Raw genomic sequence first — 17,623 nt, 5'->3', positions numbered from 1 at the left:
TGCAGAAAACAGCGCTTGATCGTGGATTCGGAAGAAATGGCCCCGAAGCTGCGACGTTTTTGCAGGCCAATCGCCTATTTTTTAACCTATTAAAAATTTTTGCCTACTTTTTACGCAAGTCGAGAAGGGCCAAATGCGAAGCACCCCCTCTACTTTTTCTTTCTCGACGGGTAGTGTGCCGTGAAAGAACACGTGCCGGGCAGAGCAGAGCATGAGTAATTCAGGTCGCAAACGGCCGCCCTTGGTGGCGGACAGACGCTATCCCAAGGCGCAGTCAAAGCCGAAAGCCAAGGCGAAGGCAAAACCCGCCACACGCACGTCGCGCAAGTCCCGCCGCAAGCCCGCCCGCAAGCGCAATTTCATCGTCGCCTTCTTTCTGGGCATCATCAGCTGGGTGTTACGTCTGATCTGGAGCCTCAGCTGGCGCATCGGGCTGATCACCGCCGCCATCATCGGGCTGGCCGTAGGCTATGTCGCCTACACCCTGCCGCCGGTCGACCAGTTGTTGGACGGCCGCGCCCGTGGCTCGGTTACCCTGCTCGATAACAAGGGCGATGTATTCGCCTGGCGCGGCGATCAGTTTGGCGGCGTGGTCACCGCAAACTCCGTCTCACCGCATCTCAAACACGCGGTCATCGCCACCGAAGACAAGCGCTTCTACCGCCATTTCGGCGTCAGCCCCCGCGGCGTCGCGTCGGCCATCCGCATCAATCTGCGCGAAGGCCGTGGGCCGCTGTCCGGCCACGGCGGCTCGACCATTACCCAGCAGACCGCCAAGTTGCTCTGTCTCGGCGTGCCCTATGATCCGGAAAAGTGGAAAACCGAGGCCGACTACGAATCCGACTGCCGCACAGGTTCGCTCGCCCGTAAGATCAGGGAAGCAATTTATGCACTCGCCATGGAGGCCAAGTATTCCAAGGACGAAATCCTCACGGTTTATCTCAACCGCGCCTTCCTCGGTGCCGGCGCCCGCGGGTTCGAAGCCGCGGCGCAGCGCTATTTCGGCAAGTCCGCCGCACAAGTGAACCCGCAGGAATCGGCGATGCTGGCCGGTCTGCTGGTCGCACCCACTCGCTATGCGCCCACCAACAATCTCACGCGCTCCCAGGCCCGCGCCGAAACCGTGCTCAAGTTGATGTACGAACAGGGCTATCTCAGCGATACCCAGCACGCCAGCGCCGTCGCCAGCCCGGCCACACTCTCCGAAGCGGCCCAGAAAAAGGCGGGCGGCTACTTCGCCGACTGGGTCATGGTGACGGGGCCGGAATTCTTCACCCGCGACACCACCGAAGACGTGATCATCCGCACCACGCTCGACCAGCGCATCCAGGCCGCTGCCGAAGACGCGATGCGCACCGTGTTCGAGGCCAAGGTCAAGGAAGGCTCCGAAGCTCAGGCCGCCATCGTGGTGATGTCTTCGGACGGTGCAGTGCGTGCCATGGTTGGCGGCCGAAAAACCCGCGTGTCAGGCGAATTCAACCGCGCCACCATGGCCAAACGCCAGACCGGTTCCGCCTTCAAGCCGTTCGTCTATGCTGCCGCGCTCGATCTCGGCCGCTCGCCGCTCGATCCGATCGAAGATGCGCCTTATTGCGTCAACGTCCCCGGTTCCGGCGAATATTGCCCCAAAAACTATACCCGCAAGTTTTACGGCACGGTCACGCTAACCGATGCGCTGAAGAACTCTCTCAACATCCCCGCGGTGAAGCTGGCCGTCGAATCCGGACTCGACGTGGTGCGCACCGTGGCCGAGCAATTCGGCATCGCGTCGGACCTGGCGCAGGGCCCGGCACTGGCGCTCGGCGCCTCCGATGCCTCGCTTTTGGAGATGACCGGCGCCTATGCCGGTATTCTCAACGGCGGCAGCGCCGTGGTGCCCTACGGCATGACCGACCTGCGGCTTCTAGGCTCGGAAGAGCCGATCTTCTCGGCCTCCTCCGGCATCGGCGAGAGGGTGATCCAGGAAAGCTCGGCGGCCCAGTTGACCTGGATGATGCGTAAAGTGGTGACAGAAGGCACCGGCGCCCGTGCCGCCCTGTCCGACCGCGAAGTTGCCGGGAAGACAGGCACCTCGCAATCAGCCCGCGATGCCTGGTTTCTGGGTTTTTCGGCCGACTACGTGGTCGGCGTCTGGATGGGCAACGACGACAACCAACCGCTCAAGAACGTGACCGGCGGCGGCCTGCCAGCCGAAATCTGGCGTGAAACCATGCAGCGCGTGCATGAGGGTCTGCCACCACGGCCGTTGCCGATGCGTGCACCCAAGCCGCCGACATCACAGGTGGTTACGCCGCAGCCGCATATCAGCGATGAAGGCCGGCGTACCCGCGGCACCATCGACAACATGCTGCGCGGCATCCTCGGCGCCGACAATCGCTGACCCTATTTGCCGCGGCCCGCCGGAAGGCAAGCGTCGCTGGTGTCAGCCGGCTCACGGTTCTGAAAACGCGGCTCAGCTTGCCTTTTGCAAATCGCTGATCAGCGCGTCGATATCGCCGCGGCGCTTGTCGAGCATCGCCCCGATCTCGGTGCGCTCGGTCAGCAGCATGTTGACCCCCTCGACGAAGAGGTTGAAGAACTTGTCGCGCCCCGACCGGTCGGAAACCAGGAAGGTCACCTCGAACGGCGCTTCGCCACGCAGATGCGCAATAGTCTTCACTTCATAGAAGTTCTTCACCTTGCGTGCTTTCTGCACCTCGATCTTGCTGCCGATGAACTCGCGGAAGCGTCTGCCGTATTTACGGCTGACATAGATCTGGAAGGCCTTGGTAAAGGCGTTCATCTGGGCGCTCGTCGCCCGGCGCGCATCGACCCCGAGCGCATAGCGCGCGATGGTCGGCACGTCCGAGTAACGCACGAAGATCCTTTCGAACTCCCGTATCTTCTGCGTTTCCGAACTCGGCGTGGCAATCACCTTGTTGATGTCGGACACGATCGCATCGACAAGTTTCTTTGCCCCGGCCTCGCTCAGCGCCAATGCCGGACCGGCTGCGGCGGTAAGCGCCAGCGACGAAATCATGCCCAGAAGGACGCTGCGGCGGCGGGGATTACTCTGTGTAAGGGTCTGCATAGGGGTCACCATATGGATCATCGTAAGGATCGACATAAGCACTGCTGTCATCACCGCCAAGCTCGAAGCGGCGGTTCTGCAAATAAATCAGCCGCGACTGGGCATAGCTGTCGGCGCTTTCATAGAGGATCGAATCGACCGTGTCGGAATAGCGCCCGCGGTCACCCACTCTCGCGGCGAGTTTTGCAGCGGTGCCGTAATATTTCTCCGGGCTGGGGAGGACATAGCTCAGCGGATTGGTGAACAGGTCCACCACCTTGCCCACCGCGTCGCGCTCGGTCGAGGGGCCCAGCACCGGCAGCTCGACGAAGGCACCTTCCGGCACACCCCAGACATGCAGGGTCTCGCCGAAATCGGTCTCGACCTCATAAAGGCCCAGCTCACCAGCCGGATCTCCCAGCCCACCGATGCCGATAACCGTGTTGAAAACGAAGCGCAGCGTGTTTTGCCCGGCACCCGCCAGGTCGCCCTGCAACACGTTGTTCACCACCGTGCCCGGCAGGCTCAGGTTCGACGCGAAATTCGATACCCCCTCCTGGACCGGTTCGGGCACGATACCGGAATACCCTTTGCCGGCCGAACGAACGAACGTGCGGTCCAGTGCCCGGTTGAGCTCGTGGTTGCGGCGGTTCACGTCTTCATAAGGGTCGTGCACGCCGTCCGGCGCGCCCCCCGGCCCCGGCACCGAACAGGCCGTCAGCGCCAACGCTGCAACGGCGATCGTCAGAAACCGTTTCAGATCACGATTGCCGGGGAAAGAGATGAACGTATCAGCCAATGGAAATTCCGTTCCGAACTAGGTAGGCTTTACTTAAGTGTTGCCACGATATAGCCCAATGTGATTTCCGGCTTCAACGCCAGATGTGGCAGATCGGTGACAACGCCGGCAGGCCTGCCCCGGAAGACAAGAAATATCGCCCACCTTTCCAACGGTTGATCATAAACAAGCCCATGCGCAGAAACATGCCATCAATCGACGCAGGCCTGACCGAACTTCGCGCCGCGCGTCGCGAAAGCCGTGGCCTCTACTGGGCGGTGGGGTTGTTCGGGGTTTTCGTCAACCTCCTGATGCTCACCGGCCCGCTCTACATGCTGCAGGTCTATGACCGGGTGCTGGGTTCGCGCTCGGTGGCGACACTGATCGCGCTTTCGGCGCTGGTGCTGTTCCTCTATGCCATGTACGGGTTGCTCGATTTCGCCCGCGGTCGGGTAATGGCGCGCGCTGGCGCCCGCTTCCAGTCGCGGCTTGACGGCCGGGTGTTCGACGCGGTCCTGCGCAAGTCAGCCCTGCGGGGCCCGTCCGAAACCGCCTCCAACCTCGCCGATCTCGAATCGGTGCAGCGGCTGATGTCCTCGCCGGCGCTGCTGGCGATCGCTGACATGCCGTTCACGCCACTTTTCCTCATGGCGATCTTCGTCTTTCACCCCTGGCTCGGCACCCTCGCGGTAACCGGCGGCGCGGCGCTCATCCTGCTGGCGGCGATCAACCAGTGGGTCTCGCGCACCCCGCTCACCCGGGCCGGCACCGCCGGAATGCAGGCCGAACGGATGGCCGGTAACCTGCGCGAAGAGGCCGAACTCGTGGTCTCGCTCGGGATGCGCGACGCCGCCTTCCGCCGCTGGCAGTCAGGCCGCACCCAATCCCTCGAGGCGCAGATCGGCGCCGCCGATCTCTCGGGCTCGTTCACCTCACTGTCCAAGGCGTTCCGCCTGTTGCTGCAGTCGGCGATGCTCGGGCTCGGCGCTTATCTCGTGCTTCAGGGCGAGTTGACGCCAGGCGCGATGATCGCCGGCTCAATCCTGCTTGGCCGGGCGCTGCAGCCGGTCGAACAGACTGTCAGCCAATGGCCGATGATCGAACGTGCCCGCCGCGGTTGGCATAACCTCGCCCAGCTTCTGACCGAAGTGTCCCCCGAGTCGCCCCGCACCGCCCTGCCGCGCCCACGCGCGCGCCTGGATGTACAAAGCCTCACCGTGGTGCCGCCCGGTCAAAACCAGGCCAGCCTGCGAATGATCAACTTCAAGCTCGAACCCGGCACGGCTTTGGGCGTGATCGGCCCCTCCGGCGCCGGCAAGTCGACGCTGGCGCACGCGCTCACGGGCACCTGGCGCCCGGCGGGCGGCCATATCCGCCTCGACGGCGCCGCGCTCGATCAGTACGACCCCAACGTGCTCGGCTCTTATATTGGTTACCTGCCGCAGCGGGTACAGCTGTTCGACGGAACCATCGCCGAGAACATTGCCCGGCTGTCGCCCAACCCCGACGACACCAAGGTGGTCGACGCCGCCAGGAAGGCGGACGCGCACGAGATGATCGTAGCGCTGCCGCAGGGCTATGACACGCCGGTCACCTCGGCCGGCGGGCGACTCTCGGGCGGCCAGATCCAGCGCGTCGGCCTGGCCCGCGCGATGTATGGCGACCCGGTCCTGCTGGTGCTGGACGAGCCCAACTCGAACCTCGACAACTCCGGCTCGATGGCGCTGAACAAGGCGATCCGCGCGATGAAGGAGGCCGGTGGCGCGGTCATCATCATGGCCCACCGCCCCGCCGCGATCCAGGAATGCGAATTGCTCATGGTGCTTGAAAACGGCACCCGCCGCGCCTTCGGTCCGCGTGACGAGGTGCTGCGCGAAACCGTGCAAAACGCCTCCGATATCGCCAAGGCCCAACGGCCCGGAGGTATCCGCTGATGGTTGACAAGGCTCCCAAGCGCTGGTCTGCGCACGTGCCGTTGATCGTCGGTTTCCTCGGCGTGGCCCTGCTGCTGGGCGGTTTCGGCACCTGGGCCACGATGACCGAGATCGCCGGCGCTGTTGTTGCGCCCGGACGGATCGAGGTCGACCAGAACCGCCAGGTCGTGCAGCACCCCTATGGCGGCGTGGTGGCCGATGTGCTGGTCAGCGAAGGCGCTACGATCGAGGCCGGTCAAACCCTGATCCGCCTCGACCCGACCGAACTGCTGTCGCAGAAGGCGATCATCGAATCCGAACTGTTCGAGATCATGGCCCGCTCGGCCCGGCTCGAAGCCGAACGCGCCAGCAGCGACGAGTTGCGCTTCAACGAAGAACTTCAGGCCCGCGCCGCCGCAGACCCCGATATCGCCGAGCTTATGAACGGCCAGGAAAACCTGCTGCGCGCCCGCTCCGAGTCGATCGACCGAGAAACCGAGCAGCTCTCGCGCCAGCGCGATCAGCTGCGCAGCCAGATCAAGGGGATCGACGCCCAGTCCGCTGCGCTCGAAACCCAGCTTGATCTGATCAGCGAAGAACTGACCGCACAGCAAACCCTGCTCGACAAGGGGTTGGCGCAGGCCTCGCGGGTGCTGGCACTGCGGCGCGAGCAGGCCAACCTCTCCGGCACCGTCGGCGAACTGACGGCCCGCAAGGCCCAGGCCGAGGAACGCATCACCGAGATCGAGATCGGCATCCTCAAGCTCGGCACCAATCGCCGGGAGGAGGCGCTTTCGCAACTGCGTGACCTGCGAATCCGCGAGTTGGAGCTGCTGGAGAAACGCCGCGCCGTGGACGAGAAACTTGCCCGGCTCGAGATCACCGCACCGGTTTCCGGCGTGATCTACAACCTTGCCGTCTTCGCCCGTCGCGCCGTGATCGCCGCCGGCGATCCGCTGCTCTTCATCGTGCCGCAGGACCGGCCGCTGGTGATCACCGCCCAGGTCGATCCGATCCATGTCGACATGGTCTATGTCGGCCAGAAGGTGACCCTGCGGTTTCCCGCCTTCGACCAGCGCGACACGCCCGATATCTTCGGCCACGTCGCCAACCTTTCGGCCGACGCCTTCCGTGACGAGACCACCGGCGCCACCTTCTACCGTGCCGAAATCGTAATGGACGACGGCGAAGCCGAACGACTGCCCGACGGCGCCAGTCTGATTCCAGGCATGCCAGTCGACAGTTTCATCCGCACCGACGACCGCACGCCACTCGCTTACCTTTTGCGCCCGATCACGGTCTATTTCTCCAAGGCCTTCCGCGAAAGCTGACCGCCCGCGCCCGCGGGTCAAGCAACGTCTCGCCTTTGTCATCGCTTTCCTCTAGCGTCTGCGCGACTCGCGAACAGCCAAGGAGGACAGTCCCATGTCGAAAATCGAAGCCCGCCTCGCCGAACTCGGCGTCACCCTACCCGACGCGCCGGCACCGGCCGCCAACTACGTGCCCTTCGTGCAGGTCGGCGATCTGGTCTTCGTCTCGGGACAGATCTCGATGCAGGACGGCAATCTCATCACCGGCAAGGTCGGCACCGACCTCACGACCGAGGAAGGCGCGGCCGCCGCGAAAACCTGTGCCGTGTCGCTTCTGGCCCAGCTCAAAGCGGCCTGCGGCGGCGATCTCGACCGGCTGGTACGGGTGGTGAAGCTTACCGGTTTCGTCAATTCGGCCCCCGATTTCACCCAGCAGCCGCAGGTGATCAACGGTTGCTCCGATTTCCTGGTCGAAGCGCTCGGCGATGCCGGTCGCCATTCCCGCTCAGCAGTGTCGGCCGGCGCATTGCCGCTCGGAGTCGCCGTGGAAATCGAGGCAATCTTCCAGATCAAGTAACCCTCGGCCTGTCCGTTGAAGATACCCGCGCTCGATCCCGTCTTCCTGGCCCGTCCCATCGCCCACCGGGCGCTGCATGACATGGCCGATGCCCGCCCAGAAAACTCCCGCGCGGCGATCCGAGCGGCGATCGCGGCGGGTTACGGGATCGAGATCGACCTGCAACTGTCGCTCGACGGCCACGCCATGGTGTTTCACGACTACGACCTCGGGCGGCTGACGCCGGAGACCGGCCCAATTCGCCAGCGCAGCGCAGCCGAGCTGGCCGCGATCCCGCTCAAACATGGCGACGGAGAAAGTGTGCCAACTCTCGAAGACGTGCTGGCGCTGGTCGCCGGAAGGGCGCCATTGCTGATCGAGATCAAGGACCAGGACGGCGCCATGGGCAGCAATGTCGGGCCCCTGGAATACGCCGCGGCCGAGGCGTTGAAATCCTATCAAGGCCCGGTGGCGCTGATGTCCTTTAACCCGCATGCGGTCGACGTGCTGCGCCAGCTCCTGCCCGAGACCACCCGTGGCATCACCACCTGCGGCTACAGCCCGCTCGACTGGCCGCTGCTGTCGGATGCGACCTGCGATCACCTGCGGCTGATCCCTGATTACGACGCCGTGGGCGCGAGCTTCGTGTCCCACGACGTGAAAGACCTGCACAACCCGCGTCTGACCGAGCTCAAGGCGCATGGCGCACATGTTCTGACCTGGACTGTCACTTCGCCCGAGATCGAGGCCGAGGCCCGCAAGGTGGCCGAGAACATCACCTTCGAAGGCTACCTCGCGTGACTGGCCTACCTCAGGCGCACGCCAAGCTACCACCTTGTCGCCGCGCCCTCGCGCACCGATATTCAAACCATGGACAGTGAAACGGCTATCGATATCCGGATCCTCTCCTCGCTCGACAAGATCGCAGCGGCAGAGTGGGATGCCTGCGCCTGCCCTGAGGCCGCCGATGGCGGTCGCCCGAACGATCCCTTCACCACGCACCGGTTCCTCGCCGCTCTTGAGCAGAGCGGCTCGGTCGGCCCCGGCAGCGGCTGGCAGCCGCGCTATCTCACCGCCCGCCTCGGCGACACGCTGATCGCCTGCGCACCGCTCTACGCCAAGTCCCATTCCCAGGGCGAGTACATCTTCGACCATAACTGGGCCCACGCCTACGAGCGCGCCGGCGGGCGCTACTATCCGAAGTTCCAGATCGCGGTGCCCTTCACCCCTGTCTCCGGCCGCCGCCTGCTGGTTAGACCGGGCTTCGAGGAAACCGGACGCGCCGCGCTCGTGCAGGGTGCAATCCAGCTCGCGACGCAGAACGGGATCAGTTCGCTCCACATCACCTTCTGCACCGAGGCCGAAGCACGGGCCGGCCAGGACATGGGCCTCTTGCACCGCACCACTCAGCAATTCCATTGGGAGAACGCGGACTATGCCGGCTTCGACGACTTCCTGGGTTCGCTGAGTTCGCGCAAGCGCAAGAATATCCGCAAGGAGCGCATGCAGGCGCAAAACTTCGGCGGCCGCATCCTGGAACTCAGCGGCGACGATATTTTTCCCGAACACTGGGATGCGATGTGGCACTTCTACCAGGACACCGGCAGCCGCAAATGGGGCTCGCCCTATCTCACCAGGTCGTTCTTCGACATTGCCCACGAAAGCCTGCGCGACGATATCCTGCTGGTGCTGGCCGAACGCGACGGGCACTATGTCGCCGGTGCTCTCAACCTGATCGGTCGTGACACGCTCTATGGCCGCTACTGGGGCTGCGCCGAACATCACCCCTGCCTGCATTTCGAGATCTGCTACTATCAGGCCATCGACTACGCCATCGGCCATGGCCTTTCCCGAATCGAGGCCGGGGCGCAGGGCGAACACAAGCTGGCGCGCGGATATTTGCCCACCACCTGCCACGCGCTGCACTGGATCGCCGATCCGGGTTTCGCCGATGCGGTTTCGCGCTATCTTGAGGCCGAGCGCGAAGCCGTAGCCGAGGAGATCGAGATCCTCACCGCCTACGGCCCTTTCCGCAAGACCCACGAGGAGGAACACGATTGAACGAACTGCTCTCCGACACCGCCCGCGAAAACCTGCTGCCGCCGCTATTCGCCAGGGGCTGGGCGATGGCCGAGGGGCGCGATGCCATCGTCAAGACCTACAAGTTCGAGGAATTCACCAGCGCCTTCGGCTGGATGACTCAGGCTGCGCTCTGGGCCGAGAAATGGAACCATCACCCGGAATGGTGCAATACCTACAACCGCGTGACGGTCACGCTGACCACGCACGATGCCGGCGGGTTATCTTCGCTCGATGCCAAGCTGGCGCGCAAACTCGACAGCCTCGGGACGTAATACGGCCCCAAACAACCATTGAGGTGCATCAGGGACAGGACCTGCCATCTGCTGTATTGGGACCAGGTTATCACCAATTCGGCCCCATCCGGAACGGCGAGGTCACCCATGAAAGGCGCAATCTTCTACACCACCCGGTTCGGGCAGCACCGCACAATACGCGCAATGGATCGGCGCGGCGTCCGGCCTTGACGCCCACGATATCAAGACGACCGACGCCAAACCGGACAGCTTCGACTTCCTCGTCCTTGGCTGCCCGGTGATCTATCACAGGTTGCCGATCGCGCTCTGGTTGCGCCGCAATGCCGCCGCCATCGACAGCAAACCGGTCATCTTCTTCACCGTGTCGGGGGCACCCGCCGGGGCCAAGCTCGACGGCTGGATCGCGGGCAGCCTGCCGCCAGGGCTCGTCACCCGCATGGATCACTTTGCCCTCCTCGGGCGGCAGGACCCCAACGAGCTTACCCGTTACGACCGGGTGATGCTGATCATCGGCAGCCTGATGAACCGCGACCGCAAAGCCGCCAGCGAAGAACTGCACGGCTTCGACTTCATGGACAAGGACAGCATCGCCCCCGTGCTCGACCGCATCCGCACGCTTCAATCCGGCGCGTGACCGGCCCGCGGCCGATGCCGCGCCTCACAAGTTCTCGAGCAGCTTTTCGCCGACGGTCAGTTCGCACACGCCGCCCTGCACTTCCTCGTTGAGATGGGTCACAACCCCGTCCTCGGCCACCAGGGCATAACGCTTCGAGCGGCCGAACATCCCGCCCTGCGGGAAATCGAACTCCATGCCCAGCGCGCGGGTGAAATCGCCGCTCGCGTCGCCAAGCAACGTCACGCCGGCCTCGGCCGCGCCCATATCCTTGTCCCACGCGGCCATGGTGAACCCGTCATTGACCGAAATGCAGTAGATGTCTTCCACGCCTTTTTCGGCAAACGCATCACGCGTCCGCATGAAACTGGGCAAATGCGCCGCGCTGCAGGTTCTCGAGAACGCTGCCGGCAGGCCAAACAGAACCACCTTGCGCCCTTTCACCATGTCCGCCGTCTGCACCGCCTCGATGCCGTTTTCGTTGAATGTGTAAAGCGTCGCATCCGGTATCCGGTCGCCAACCTTAATCGCCATTTCGGGTTCTCCTATTCGCGCGTTGCGTTTTGCTTTGGTCACGCTATAGGCTCGCCGCGCGGGTTCAATCCGAAAATGAGGTCGTCATGGCTCACATCGTCGTTATCGGGGCTGGCCAAGCCGGTTCGTCGCTCTGCGCCAAGCTGCGTAACCTGGGGCATACCGGTTCGATCACACTGATCGGCGAAGAATCCGCACCGCCCTACCAGCGTCCGCCGCTCAGCAAGGCCTATCTGCTCGGCGAGATGGAGCTCGAACGGCTCTATCTCAGGCCCGAAAGCTTCTACGCCGAGAACGGGATCGAACTGCGGCTCAACACCACCGTGCAGGCCATCGACCGCGCCGACAAGACGGTGATCGCCGGGGGCGAGACCATTACCTACGACATGTTGGCGCTATGCACCGGCTCGGTGCCGCGCCGCCTGCCGGGTCGGATCGGCGGCGAGTTGGAAGGCGTGCATGTGGTGCGCACGCTTTACGATGTCGATGAGATGGCCCCCGAATTTGCCGAGGGCCGCCATGCGCTGATCGTCGGCGGCGGTTATATCGGGCTCGAAGCCGCGGCGGTGGCGGCCAAGAAGGGGCTCAAAGTCACATTAGTCGAGATGGCCGAGCGCATTCTTCAGCGTGTCGCCGCACCGGAAACCTCCGACTACTTCCGCGCCCTGCACGCCGCATATGGTGTCGACATCCGCGAGGGCGTCGGCCTCGATACCCTTCTGGGCGACACCCGCGTCACCGGGGCAAAACTCTCTGACGGGACCGAGCTTGCGGTCGATTTCGTCATCGTCGGTGTCGGTATCACTCCAGCCACCGCGCTGGCCGAGGCCGCCGGGCTCGAGATCGACAACGGCATCAAGACCGACGCGCAGGGTCGCACCTCCGACCCAGCGATCTGGGCGGCGGGCGATTGCGCCTCATTTCCCTACCACGGCGAACGCATCCGGCTCGAGTCGGTGCCAAATGCCATCGATCAGGCCGAATGCGTGGCCGAAAACATGCTCGGCGCCGGCAAGGACTACGTGGCAAAACCGTGGTTCTGGTCGGATCAATACGACGTCAAACTCCAGATCGCGGGACTGAACAGCGGCTATACCCAAGTGATCACCCGGCCGGGCGACAAGGACGGCAGCACTTCGTTCTGGTACTATCAGGGCGACACACTGCTTGCCGTCGACGCGATGAACGACCCGCGTGCCTACATGATCGGCAAACGCCTGATCGAGGCCGGCAAGTCACCCGACCCGGCGGCCGTGGCCGATCCGGCCACCGATCTGAAATCGCTGATGCGATGACTGACGCCTACCTCCGTAGGGCGCGTTTTCAACGCACCGCTCCGATCCAATGCGCATAATCGGAGGCTCCTTCCGCGGTCGGGCGCTGGCCTCGGTTGGCAAGGGCGATGCCGGCGCGCATCTGCGCCCCACCACCGACCGTACCCGGGAAAACCTTTTCAACATCCTGCAGGGCGGCCGGTTTGGCGATCCCATCACCGACGCCCGCGTGCTCGACCTCTTTGCCGGCACCGGCGCGCTGGGGCTCGAAGCGCTCAGCCGCGGCGCCGCCCATGTCACCTTCGTCGATGATGGCGCCAAGGCGCAGGCATTGATCCGCCGCAATGTCGAGATCTGCCAGGCCCGCGACAAGACCGAACTGATCCGCCGCGATGCCCGCCGGCTCGGACAATGCCCCTCGGCACCCTACACCCTCGTCTTCCTTGACCCGCCCTACGGCAAGAGCTTGGGTGAAACGGCGCTGGTGGCCGCGCTGTCTGGCGACTGGATTGCCCCAGGCGCGCTGATCGTCTGGGAGGAGAACAGTGTTGTCACTCCGCCCGCCGGGCTGACCCTGCTCGACAGCCGGCGCTATGGCGATACCACCCTCTCGATCCTGCAGGCCTCCGTGTAAGCGCACGCTTATTCGCCAGTTGTTAAGCTGCGGTCCTATCGCGCCGGGTAGCGATCTGCGCCAGGTTAGCGTCACGACGGGGCACGCCGCCCCGACACGTCTGAACAGGAGACCCCGATGACACGAATTGCCAAATCCCTCGCCTTGATCGCCGCAGCCACGCTGGCATCCGGCGCAATGGCCGTTACTCCCGATACCGGTGCAATCCTCGGCAGTAACGCCGCCACGATCGGCACCGCGCTGGCCGAAGACGGTTTCGAGATCACCCGCTACCGCAAGGCGGCGGCGCTCATCCAGGTGACCGCCGTCAAGGATGGCCGCAAGCACTTCATCCTGGTATCATCGCGTGACGGCGCAGTGATCAGCCACAAGACCGCAACGACGATCTCCGACCCGATGACGCGACCGGCGCTACCATCCCAACCCGCAGAGCTTCCAGCTGATCTGACCGAAAAACTGGCAACGCAAGGCTACGAACTCCGGCGGATCAAATCCGAAGGGCACGAACTCGAAGCCTACGCCCTGCGCGACGGCCGGATGTGGGAACTCAAGCTCGACGCCGCCACCGGCGAGATCCTGCGGGCCGAGGTCGAAGACTGATGCCAGCGCCCGTGCGACCCGGGGGCAGGCGGGGCTGGGATCCGCTTGTCCGCCTCACCCACTGGACCATCGCGCTGGCGATCCTGGTCAACGGGGCGCTCCTGCGCGATGGCACCGTGGCGCATGTCTGGATCGGCTATGCCGCGCTGTCGGCGCTGATCCTGCGGTTGCTCTGGGGCCTCATTGCCCCCGGCCCCGCCGCGCTGGCCGAGATGCCACTGGCCCCGTCCCGGGCATTGGCACATCTGCGCGACCTCGTGGCGTGGCGCTGGCACGACAGCCCCGGCCACACCCCGCTCGGCGCCTGGATGGCGGTGGCGATCTGGTCGCTGCTGGCGGTGACCGCCGTCACCGGCCTCGTGCTCGAGGCCGATCCCTTCCCCGATGACGACACCCACCACGCCTGGTCGGACTATCGCTACGACCATGACGACGACGAAGAGGATGAAGATGACGACGCGCACGAAACCGGCGGCGCGGGCGCGGAGGTTGCCGAAGACCTGCACGAGGCGGCGGCAACCGGCCTGCTGATCCTCGCGGCGCTGCACGTGGCCGGTGTCGGACTTGAATCCCGGCTTTCTGGCGTCAATCTTGCAAAGGGCATGATCTTCAACCGCCGCGAAAGGACCAAGCGATGAGCCACCCGCCCGGGGATCTGCGCCGCGCCTCGCTTCTGGCAGCTGCGCTGGCGCTGCAGACGCTGGCGGCGGTGTTCTTCATCGGCGACGTGGCCAGCGACTACCGCTGGATCGGCTTCGACCCGCATACCACCTTCGAGGCCATGGTGGCTCTGGCGCTAATCATCGGCATCGGCATCAGCGCACTCGAGATGCGCCGCACATTGCTGCGAATCCGCCGCGCCGAAGAGGCGCTGTCACTCGCCTCCGGTGCTTTCGCCGAGGTGATCGAAGCGCGTTTTGCCGGCTGGGGGCTCACCCCGGCCGAAGCCGATGTGGCGCTGTTCACGCTGAAGGGGCTCGAAACCAGCGAAATCGCCGCGCTCCGCAGTGCCGCCGAAAGCACCGTCCGCGCCCAGCTGACCCGTGTCTTCGCCAAGTCCGGCGCAGGTAGCCGGGCGCAGTTCGTCGCGCTATTCGTCGAAGATCTGCTGGAAAATGCCCGAGCCGGCCCGGATAGCGGGCTCTGACATCCGAACATCACCCCGGCCAAGGCTCACGATCGCGTGTTCCGCTCCAAGGGTTTGACATGGCTCAATTGCAAGGCTGAAAAAATCCGGCACTGCTGCGCCATCCTGCCCGCTGATCGAGGAATTACCGATGACCCTGCGCCCCGTCTCGCTCGCCCTGGCCCTACTCTTTGCCCCGCTCGCCGCCACCGCCGGCCCGGTGGCCGATTTCGAAACGGCCTATCGCGACGCCTATGCCACCTACCGAAAAGCACTGTTCCTGACCAATTCCGGCGACACCGCCGGCTCGGCCGAGGCCGCGCACGCGCTCTCGGACAAATGGACCGCGTTGCGCGACAGCTGGGAGGCCGCCCCGCCGCCGCATTATGAAGATGACCCCGGCTGGCGCGATACGCTGGTGCAGGTGGCCTGGCTGATCAACCGGAGTTCCGGCCAGATCGTCGAAGGCGACCTAAACGGTGCGCACGAAACGCTCGAAGGCGTCCGCGAAGAGCTCGCAGCCCTGCACGACCGCAATGGGATCGAATCCTTCTCCGACCGGATGAACGCCTATCACGCCGAGATGGAACACGTGCTGATGACTGATCTCTCGACACTCGACGCCGCCGCGATCGACGCGCTGCAGGAACGCGCCGCACTGCTCCATTACCTCGCCCGCGACCTTCTGGCCGCACCACCACCCGAAGGCCGCGATAACCCGGACTTCGATGCGCTGGCCAAAACCTTCGAGGCCTCGGTCGCAGCGTTCCTCGCCGCGGCGCGCGCAGGAGACGCCGAAGCCATCCGCAAGGCAGCGGCGGGACTCAAGAAGCCTTATGCCAGGCTGTTCGTGAAGTTCGGCTGAAGCGCCCGGTTTCATCAGCGGGTCAGGCCACCACCGGCCTGACCAAACCTGGTACGCCATCACCTGTGCCACGCAACAGCGGCGCTATCGCACTGCGATCCGCTCGGACCACAGAAGATGCAGCACCGCCCACCCGGCGACCAGCGCACCGCCGATCCCCAGCATACCCAGCCCCCAATGAATCAGCACTGCGCCGCCAAAGGCCGACCCGGCCGCAACCCCGGCATAGAGCGCCGCGGCATTGAGCGCCATCATCACCGGCGCCCGCTCCGGAGCCAGTCGCAAGAGCCGGGTTTGCTGCGCCACGAAGAACGACCAGCCGAAGGTGGACCAGCCGAACACCAGCAACAGCAGCAGAAAATGCGGCACCGGCAGCGCAGCGAAGCTGGCGTTGAACGCAACCTGAGACAACGACAGGATCAACAGGGTCCGGAACGGCCCGATCCGGTCGGTGAGCCAGCCTCCCATCAGGTTGCCTGCCACCGCGCCGGACCCATAGAGCAACAGCACCACCGCCATCTGGTCGCGGCCGAACCCCATGGTCTCGGTCAAGAGCGGCGTGAGGAAGGTGAAAACCACGTAAGTCGCACCCACGAAGCTGAAGGTGAACAGCACCGCGACCATGTGCCGCCAGTTCGACAGGACCAGACCCAGATCCGACAGCCTGACCGCCCGAAACGTCAACCCGGCCGGAATCAGGAGCCACACACCAACCAGCACCGGCAGGGCCATGCCGCCAACGATCCAGAACGCGGCCCGCCACCCGATGGAATAGGCCAGGAAACTGCCCGCCGGTACGCCAACCACCTGGGCCAGCGTGAACCCCAGGAACACTGCTGAGAGCGCCCTGCCCTGCGCCTCAGGCCGGCTGATTCCGGCAGCCACCGCCGCCGCCACAGGCGTGACGATCCCGGCGCCCGCCGCCGCGATCACCCGCGCCGCGTTCAGCACGATATCGCTGGGCGCCGTCGCTGCCACCACGCAGGAGACAGCAAAGAGGCCAAGTCCCGCAGCCAGCACCTTGCGCCGCCCGGCCTCGCCGGTGAGCGATACGATCACCGGCGACAGCACCGCATAACTCACGGCATAGGAGGTCATGATCCAGCCGCCGCGCGCCGCGCTCACGCCCAGGTCCTCGATAATCGGCACCATCGCCCCGATCACCAGGAAGGCGCCGATGCCGATAATGAAATTGGCCGCCGCCAGGACCGGGATGATCAGGCGGGTAGCGGCGACTGTGCTGGGTTGGGTGCTTGGCACGGCGCCTCTCCTGCGGGCAAGGAAGCCCGTTGAGGCATTGTTGCGCTGGATCGCGCGCCGGGCCAAGCGCGTTTGCGCCATGGTGACGGGACGTTTTCAAGCTTTTCGCGGCGCGCCAGTCATGCGATCTTGCCTATATGGAGAAGGATCCCGACGGTATTCCGGCGATGGAATTCGATGACGCCGTGCGCAAACGGCCGGGGATGTATCTGGGCGATACCGGCCGGGTGGGAACCGCACGCCTGATCGGGTCGGCGGTCTACATTCTGGCCATGCTCACCCATGCAAGGCGCGACAATGGCCCATGGTACAGTCACCACGCCTTTCTGGACGTGTCGCTGGATGGACGTACCGTCACCACCGTGATCGACCATCACCCAGACGAAGCGCCGGATATCGCCCAACGTTGCGCGGCACTAACGCAGAACCGGGAGAACCCTCGGCGGGATGACGGGCTTGGTCCCCGGGCCTTCTTTGGGTTTGCCGACCTTCCAGTGCTGTCAGCCCTGACCGAAGGCCTGCATATCATCCGATCCATTGGTGACAACCGCGCGCAAACCGTGCTTGCCGATCCCGCGCCCCTGGCAATTAAGCTTGCCCCGGGGGTCAAAGGGGCTGCCATCGCTTCGCGGTTCGAAATCCGCGACCAGGTCGATCCCCGCGGGCTGACCCTGGATTTTCTGGAAGGTTTTCTGGAAGGCCGTCGCATGGTCGGTCTTGTTTTGCGCGACATCCGCGTGCGTCACGACACTTAAACGCCGGAATCCCGAACCCG

The 17,623-nt window shown here is 64.5% G+C and carries 18 protein-coding genes and 1 pseudogene; 15 read left to right on the top strand and 4 right to left on the bottom strand.

Annotated features, from left to right (window positions below; genetic code table 11):
- The first annotated feature begins 211 nt into the window (after nucleotides 1-211).
- Complete coding sequence (locus NO357_RS11990) at nucleotides 212-2,380, top strand: transglycosylase domain-containing protein (RefSeq protein ID WP_306735907.1); 2,169 nt, start codon at nucleotides 212-214, stop codon at nucleotides 2,378-2,380.
- 72 nt (nucleotides 2,381-2,452) lie between these two features.
- Here NO357_RS11990 and NO357_RS11985 read toward each other — a convergent pair whose 3' ends face one another.
- Nucleotides 2,453-3,070 (bottom strand): MlaC/ttg2D family ABC transporter substrate-binding protein, encoded by a 618-nt coding sequence (locus NO357_RS11985; RefSeq protein WP_306735906.1) that lies wholly within the window; start codon nucleotides 3,068-3,070, stop codon nucleotides 2,453-2,455.
- A complete protein-coding gene (locus NO357_RS11980; protein ID WP_306735905.1) occupies nucleotides 3,048-3,848 on the bottom strand; it encodes an MlaA family lipoprotein in 801 nt (266 codons plus the stop codon). The genes NO357_RS11985 and NO357_RS11980 overlap by 23 nt, the downstream gene beginning before the upstream one ends.
- Before the next feature lie 185 nt (nucleotides 3,849-4,033).
- Between NO357_RS11980 and NO357_RS11975 the strand changes: the two genes are divergently transcribed.
- The 7 genes and pseudogenes from NO357_RS11975 to NO357_RS11945 form a co-directional block, all read left to right on the top strand.
- Nucleotides 4,034-5,761 carry a type I secretion system permease/ATPase gene (locus NO357_RS11975; protein WP_306735904.1) on the top strand — a complete coding sequence of 576 codons (1,728 nt, stop codon included), beginning with the start codon at nucleotides 4,034-4,036 and terminating at the stop codon, nucleotides 5,759-5,761.
- Nucleotides 5,761-7,071, top strand: coding sequence for an HlyD family type I secretion periplasmic adaptor subunit (locus NO357_RS11970; RefSeq protein ID WP_306735903.1), 1,311 nt, complete (start codon nucleotides 5,761-5,763; stop codon nucleotides 7,069-7,071). Before NO357_RS11975 ends, NO357_RS11970 begins: the two co-directional genes overlap by 1 nt.
- Nucleotides 7,072-7,165: 94 nt before the next feature.
- A complete protein-coding gene (locus NO357_RS11965) occupies nucleotides 7,166-7,627 on the top strand; it encodes a RidA family protein (protein WP_306735902.1) in 462 nt (153 codons plus the stop codon).
- Between the two features lie 21 nt (nucleotides 7,628-7,648).
- Complete coding sequence (locus NO357_RS11960) at nucleotides 7,649-8,407, top strand: glycerophosphodiester phosphodiesterase family protein (RefSeq protein WP_306736188.1); 759 nt, start codon at nucleotides 7,649-7,651, stop codon at nucleotides 8,405-8,407.
- Between the two features lie 69 nt (nucleotides 8,408-8,476).
- Nucleotides 8,477-9,667 carry a GNAT family N-acetyltransferase gene (locus NO357_RS11955; protein ID WP_306735901.1) on the top strand — a complete coding sequence of 397 codons (1,191 nt, stop codon included), beginning with the start codon at nucleotides 8,477-8,479 and terminating at the stop codon, nucleotides 9,665-9,667.
- Nucleotides 9,664-9,960: a 4a-hydroxytetrahydrobiopterin dehydratase gene (locus NO357_RS11950; protein ID WP_306735900.1), complete on the top strand. Its 297-nt coding sequence runs from the start codon at nucleotides 9,664-9,666 to the stop codon at nucleotides 9,958-9,960. Before NO357_RS11955 ends, NO357_RS11950 begins: the two co-directional genes overlap by 4 nt.
- Before the next feature lie 151 nt (nucleotides 9,961-10,111).
- Nucleotides 10,112-10,576 (top strand): annotated as a pseudogene (locus NO357_RS11945) (hypothetical protein); the annotation flags it as partial.
- A 24-nt stretch (nucleotides 10,577-10,600) separates the two neighbouring features.
- Here NO357_RS11945 and NO357_RS11940 read toward each other — a convergent pair.
- Nucleotides 10,601-11,089: a peroxiredoxin gene (locus tag NO357_RS11940; protein WP_306735899.1), complete on the bottom strand. Its 489-nt coding sequence runs from the start codon at nucleotides 11,087-11,089 to the stop codon at nucleotides 10,601-10,603.
- A gap of 86 nt (nucleotides 11,090-11,175) precedes the next feature.
- On the opposite strand from NO357_RS11940, the gene NO357_RS11935 reads away from it, so the two are divergent.
- The 6 genes from NO357_RS11935 to NO357_RS11910 all read left to right on the top strand — a co-directional run bounded on the left by NO357_RS11935 (nucleotide 11,176) and on the right by NO357_RS11910 (nucleotide 15,588).
- Complete coding sequence (locus NO357_RS11935) at nucleotides 11,176-12,384, top strand: NAD(P)/FAD-dependent oxidoreductase (RefSeq protein ID WP_306735898.1); 1,209 nt, start codon at nucleotides 11,176-11,178, stop codon at nucleotides 12,382-12,384.
- Nucleotides 12,385-12,433: 49 nt separating this feature from the next.
- On the top strand, nucleotides 12,434-12,997 hold the full coding sequence (gene rsmD, locus NO357_RS11930) for a 16S rRNA (guanine(966)-N(2))-methyltransferase RsmD (RefSeq protein WP_306735897.1): 564 nt from the start codon (nucleotides 12,434-12,436) through the stop codon (nucleotides 12,995-12,997).
- A gap of 117 nt (nucleotides 12,998-13,114) precedes the next feature.
- Nucleotides 13,115-13,597, top strand: a complete 483-nt coding sequence (locus tag NO357_RS11925) for a PepSY domain-containing protein (RefSeq protein WP_306735896.1) — start codon at nucleotides 13,115-13,117, stop codon at nucleotides 13,595-13,597.
- Nucleotides 13,597-14,235 (top strand): cytochrome b/b6 domain-containing protein, encoded by a 639-nt coding sequence (locus tag NO357_RS11920; protein WP_306735895.1) that lies wholly within the window; start codon nucleotides 13,597-13,599, stop codon nucleotides 14,233-14,235. The genes NO357_RS11925 and NO357_RS11920 overlap by 1 nt, the downstream gene beginning before the upstream one ends.
- On the top strand, nucleotides 14,232-14,744 hold the full coding sequence (locus tag NO357_RS11915) for a helix-turn-helix transcriptional regulator (protein ID WP_306735894.1): 513 nt from the start codon (nucleotides 14,232-14,234) through the stop codon (nucleotides 14,742-14,744). Before NO357_RS11920 ends, NO357_RS11915 begins: the two co-directional genes overlap by 4 nt.
- Before the next feature lie 130 nt (nucleotides 14,745-14,874).
- A complete protein-coding gene (locus NO357_RS11910; protein ID WP_306735893.1) occupies nucleotides 14,875-15,588 on the top strand; it encodes a hypothetical protein in 714 nt (237 codons plus the stop codon).
- Nucleotides 15,589-15,672: 84 nt separating this feature from the next.
- Here NO357_RS11910 and NO357_RS11905 read toward each other — a convergent pair whose 3' ends face one another.
- Nucleotides 15,673-16,848, bottom strand: coding sequence for an MFS transporter (locus NO357_RS11905; RefSeq protein WP_306735892.1), 1,176 nt, complete (start codon nucleotides 16,846-16,848; stop codon nucleotides 15,673-15,675).
- A gap of 137 nt (nucleotides 16,849-16,985) precedes the next feature.
- Between NO357_RS11905 and NO357_RS11900 the strand changes: the two genes are divergently transcribed.
- On the top strand, nucleotides 16,986-17,603 hold the full coding sequence (locus tag NO357_RS11900; protein ID WP_306735891.1) for a hypothetical protein: 618 nt from the start codon (nucleotides 16,986-16,988) through the stop codon (nucleotides 17,601-17,603).
- Nucleotides 17,604-17,623: the final 20 nt, after the last annotated feature.

It is taken from the genome of Marimonas arenosa (genome assembly GCF_030848945.1).
Classification (GTDB): Bacteria; Pseudomonadota; Alphaproteobacteria; order Rhodobacterales; family Rhodobacteraceae; genus Marimonas; species Marimonas arenosa.
Note: the sequence above shows the minus strand (reverse complement) of the source record. Positions and strands in the feature narration are given on the sequence as shown.